Genomic DNA, 4612 nt, shown 5'->3' on the forward strand with positions numbered 1-4612 from the left:
GATTCAGAAGATTATGCAAGTTTTTATGGAAGACAGTTTGAGAGATATTACAATAGACAGTTTGGAGAAAATGATGTAAAGTTCATAACAGAAAGACTAAAATATACAAAAGAACAACTTGGTAATGATTGGGAGAATGATATAGTTTCAATTCATGGTGGAGCAAGTGCAAAAGCAAAAGATGTAGATGGTCCTAGACTGAAATATGTAGAAAAAGGATTGTTTAAAAAAGAACTGAAAAAAGAATTAGACTTTGTTTATAACATAGGTATACAGCTATATTCAGATAAAGGAGTAAGGGAGATTTCAAATTATAAACATAGGGAAAACAGTATAAAAATCATATGGAGCCATAGTTTAGGAGCTGATTCAACATTGGAAGCTTATGCAATAGGATATAGAGAAAAAGTGAATAAAATAGGTTATAACAGTGGTTATCCATTAACATATAAGAAAGAAACGGGAAAAATAATAAGACCGGAAAGAGCAGATGAATTAAATATAGTAATGCCGAGAATAGATTTTATAGAAAAATATTTAAGCAGAGCAAGTAAAAATGCAGTAACTGTAAATTTATATGTATTGAAAAATGATAAAGGATTAAGTGTAGTTAAAGATTATGGTGATAGAAGTTATGAAACATTACAAAAAAAGATAAAAGAAAGAAAAATAACAATACCTGATAATGTAAAAATAATAACATTAAATCCAATTTATAAAAAAGATAATTTGCTTCTTCCCGATTATACAATAAATAATCATGCTCCTGCATTGGATTATGGTAATCCAATGTTTAGTCAAATATGGAAAGAATATGAGAAGGTGTCTAAATATGGAAAATAAAAAATACTATATTTTAAATATGTTATCACCAATTTATTTCATGGTTATGTTGATAATACCTCAAAATTTAATATCTGATAGTTATTTAGTTATTCTGTATTATATGTTAGGCTTATCTTTAACATTATTTTTAAAGTTTAAATTAATGGAAATAGTAAATAATTTTTTATGTTTTTGCTTGTGTTTAGATATTGAAATAGTTCCGATTAAAATAATAGTGGGATTAATTTTTATGGGTATGACAATACACTATGCTTTACAAAAGAAAAAGAAAAAAGCTTCCAAGTATTTATTAGGCTTAATTATATATGTTATTTCATTTCTGATTATTATGACAATAAGTTTATTACTATTGTGGAGTTAATAGAATATAAATAAGGAACAGAAAAGTAATAATAGTGGTTACGTAGCTTACTTGAAGAATTAACGAATAAAGAAATATTATGGAGAAAGTTTCTATAATTCAAGAGTACTTTAGATAAAAATTATTAATGGAGCAAAAATATGTGGCAGTGTTAATGAGAGTAAAAGAATATCCCAAAACAATTAAATAAGGAGATAAAATGAAACTTTTTGTCAAAATATGGAATAAGTCATAAATATAAATAAAAGAAAAATATTAGTTTTCTATTTTAAGAACAATGATAACTTATGAAAAATTATTTTTAAATTTGTCTATAATCTTTGCAGAAATTAATATAGGAAAAGAAAAATATAATAAAAAATAAGAAATGTTGTGAGAGAATTAAATCAGATATTCAAAAAAGTTAAATATTAATATCTTTTCTCTAACATTCAAATAATTTCAATGAAAAAAATATGAGAATGAGCATTAAGAAAAATTAGTGTCTGAATAACGTAAAAATAATATCTTTAGACTCTATACATAAAAATAAAGTTAGACTTTATCCAGATTATACGGTAAGTAATCATACTCCCACATTGGATTATGGTAATCCAATGTTTAATCAAATATGGAAAGAATATGAGAAGGTGTCTAAATATACAAAATAAAAAATATTATATTATGAGTTTTATTTCTCCATTTCTCTTTTTAATATATGGAATAATAGAAATAAAAGGATTTGTTTTAATTCCTTATTATATAGTTCTGATTGGATATATGTTGATTTTTAAAATTTTTGGAGCAGATTTAAGAGAAATTATGTTTAATATTTTTTCATTATTTTTAGTTTTTGGTTTCAAAACTTATATTAAAATTATTCAGGGAGCGATATTAGTATCAATAATATTTTATTATTTAAAAAAAGGAAAGAAAAAAGAATTAAAAAAATACATTATAAGTGCATTAATATCGATATTTTCATATTTACTGGCTATGATAGTTTTAATAGTGTTATTATGGAACTAAAATTGTTTTTGTCAAGTAAAATTATAACACTTATTGATATTTTTCTTCTAAACAATACAATGAACAGCAATAGGAGTACTTGATTTATATCATAGAAGAGAAAACGGTTTAAAGGATTCAGAAGATTATGCAAGTTTTTATGGAAGACAGTTTGAGAGATAATTACAATAGACAGTTTGGAGAAAATGATGTAAAGTTCATAACAGAAAGACTGAAGTATACAAAAGAACAGCTCGGTAGTGATTGGGAGAATGATATAGCATTTGGATTAAAAGAGAGTACGACATTAGCAGGTTTTCTTGCTTTATTAGACGGACCTTTGCCGATAGGAGAAGTTGTTGGATTGTCTATAATAGGCGGAACAGTGATAATAGGTGGGATTGCTTATTATAAAGAACATAAAAAAAATGCAAGTGAAAGAACTAGAAACAAGCATGAAAAGGGAAACGCTAGAAGACAGAGAAACCAAGGGGGGGAGAAAAAGAATTGGAAACCTAAAAATTCTGGAAGGAGATAGTTATGATAAAACAAATTCTTTTAAGTTTAAAAAATGAAGATATTATAGGGATATATAGATTTAGAAATAATGATTTCGTAGTGGGAAATATTTTAAAAATTTTAGATAATTATTTATTTTTAAATTCTTATGATACAAATGGAGAGAATAATGGAATAAAGATATTGTTATTAAATTCAATTGAAAGAGTTGTCTTATATTCAAGTTATATAGAAAAATTAAAAAAAAATAAACAAACAAAAAAATCAATAATAGATAAAAAAAAATTTGTTAAAGATTTTTATAAAGTTATTATAGAAGAGAAAATGTTGATTTCATTAGAATTAGAAGATGGTAGTACTGAAATGGGATATATTGTAAAAAAAGAAAAAGAATTTTTATATTTTAATTTTATAGATGATTTGAGAAAAGTAACTTCTATTGAAATAATTAAAGAAGATTATATAAAAAGATTAAAAATATTAGAAGATATTGAAGTTTGGTCAAAAGAAGAAAAGATAATAAAAATAAAAATGTATACAGATGAAATATATTTTGGAAATATAATAACAAAAAATAAAAATTATTTAATATTAAGAGAAAGAATGGAGTTTAATAATGATGATATAATTTCAGTTATAAAAGTAGAAAAAATAGAGGAAATAACAGAAATTTTAGAAGTTAATGAAATACAAAAAGTAGAACTAAAAGAGTTGTATAAAAATGTAGATTTTTACAATATTTTAAATTTTAGTTTGAAAAATCAATTGTTATTATTTATAGATAATGAAAAATATTTAGAAACAAAAGTAGGAATAATTACTGAGTTAGGAAAAGATAAGTTGAAATTAAAAGAATTTAGTCAATATAGAAAATTTTCAGAAATTTCAACTATAAGTTATTCAGAGATACAGCTGTTATATGTTCATAATTATAAAGTGATTTAAATTTTTACTATATTCTATGTTATATAAAGTAAATAACAAAATAGCAATTGAACTATTTAGCCTTGGAGGTGGGTATTTTAGTTATGATGCTGGAAAGTAGTAAAAAAAGCTGAATATTTAGAAGAAAAGAGGCGAAAAAGAGGAAAAATACTGATAATTAGTTTTTTTATAATTTGGATAGTTTCTTTTATAATAATTTTTTTAATAGTTGCTTTAAATGGAGGATTTCAAAATGCAACAAAAATTAATGGAATAGGGGCTGAAATTAGTCATCCAGATGAAATATTTATAAATAATAATCAACTATCTTTAAAAGAAAAAAAGAAATTTTCAAGTATTATAAATGAAAATTATGAAACAGTTTTCATACACAATTTTAAACAGGAGGATATTATAAATAATACTGTACTAAATGTAGTATTTAAAAAGAAAGGGAAGGAAAAGGAAATAAAAATATATAATGACTTTAATTGTGTTGATATAAATTATTGCCCTGATTATTATATATTAGAAACTGAATATGAAGGAAAGAAAGAGTATCTATCAATAGTAAAAGATAAGGAAATGACAGAAATACTAGAAAAATATAGTGAATAAAACAATAAAATACTAAAATAAAAAACCTCGGCATTCAAAATTTTCCGAGTAAATATGAAATTATGCTGAAAGGAAAAACAGGGGTATACAAAGTAGGTATAAACTATGGTGAAAAAGATAAGAGTAGAGAAGTACTTTCTACAATAGGAAGTAATGTAAAGATAAATCAGGATATATCGGATGTAAATAGAGATATAAATAGACAAAAAGGGGAGTTTGAGGGAAGAGAAATAAGAGCTATAAATGTGGATTTAGGGATGGAATATTGGTTAACAAAAGCAGGAAGAGGAAAAGCAAAGGATATATTTGAGGAAGCGGGAAGAAGTGTAGAAGGGCTAAAAGAAGTTTTAATCCATA

5 protein-coding genes are annotated in these 4612 nt (G+C 23.9%); all 5 read left to right on the forward strand.

The features are described from left to right. Positions 1-843: hypothetical protein (locus EII29_RS12200; RefSeq protein WP_158612525.1), on the forward strand; the 843-nt coding region annotated here is incomplete at its 5' end. Between the two features lie 1027 nt (positions 844-1870). After that, positions 1871-2215 (forward strand): hypothetical protein, encoded by a 345-nt coding sequence (locus EII29_RS11950; RefSeq protein ID WP_148096418.1) that lies wholly within the window; start codon positions 1871-1873, stop codon positions 2213-2215. Between the two features lie 127 nt (positions 2216-2342). Then, a complete protein-coding gene (locus EII29_RS11000; RefSeq protein ID WP_125237566.1) occupies positions 2343-2732 on the forward strand; it encodes a hypothetical protein in 390 nt (129 codons plus the stop codon). Positions 2733-2734: 2 nt separating this feature from the next. Continuing rightward, positions 2735-3658, forward strand: a complete 924-nt coding sequence (locus tag EII29_RS11005; RefSeq protein ID WP_125237567.1) for a phage head-tail adapter protein — start codon at positions 2735-2737, stop codon at positions 3656-3658. Positions 3659-4317: 659 nt separating this feature from the next. Continuing rightward, positions 4318-4612, forward strand: a 295-nt coding sequence (locus EII29_RS11010) for a hypothetical protein (protein WP_148096419.1), incomplete at its 3' end; no start/stop codon positions are given.

Origin of the sequence: Leptotrichia sp. OH3620_COT-345 (genome assembly GCF_003932895.1) — a bacterium.
In the GTDB taxonomy this organism is placed as follows: Bacteria; Fusobacteriota; Fusobacteriia; order Fusobacteriales; family Leptotrichiaceae; genus Pseudoleptotrichia.

What these genes read in the sequence shown, in the direction of transcription:
- EII29_RS11950 (WP_148096418.1), top strand. Translation starts at nt 1,871, where the DNA reads ATGAGTTTTATTTCTCCATTTCTCTTTTTAATATATGGAATAATAGAA.
- EII29_RS11000 (WP_125237566.1), top strand. Translation starts at nt 2,343, where the DNA reads ATGCAAGTTTTTATGGAAGACAGTTTGAGAGATAATTACAATAGACAG.
- EII29_RS11005 (WP_125237567.1), top strand. Translation starts at nt 2,735, where the DNA reads ATGATAAAACAAATTCTTTTAAGTTTAAAAAATGAAGATATTATAGGG.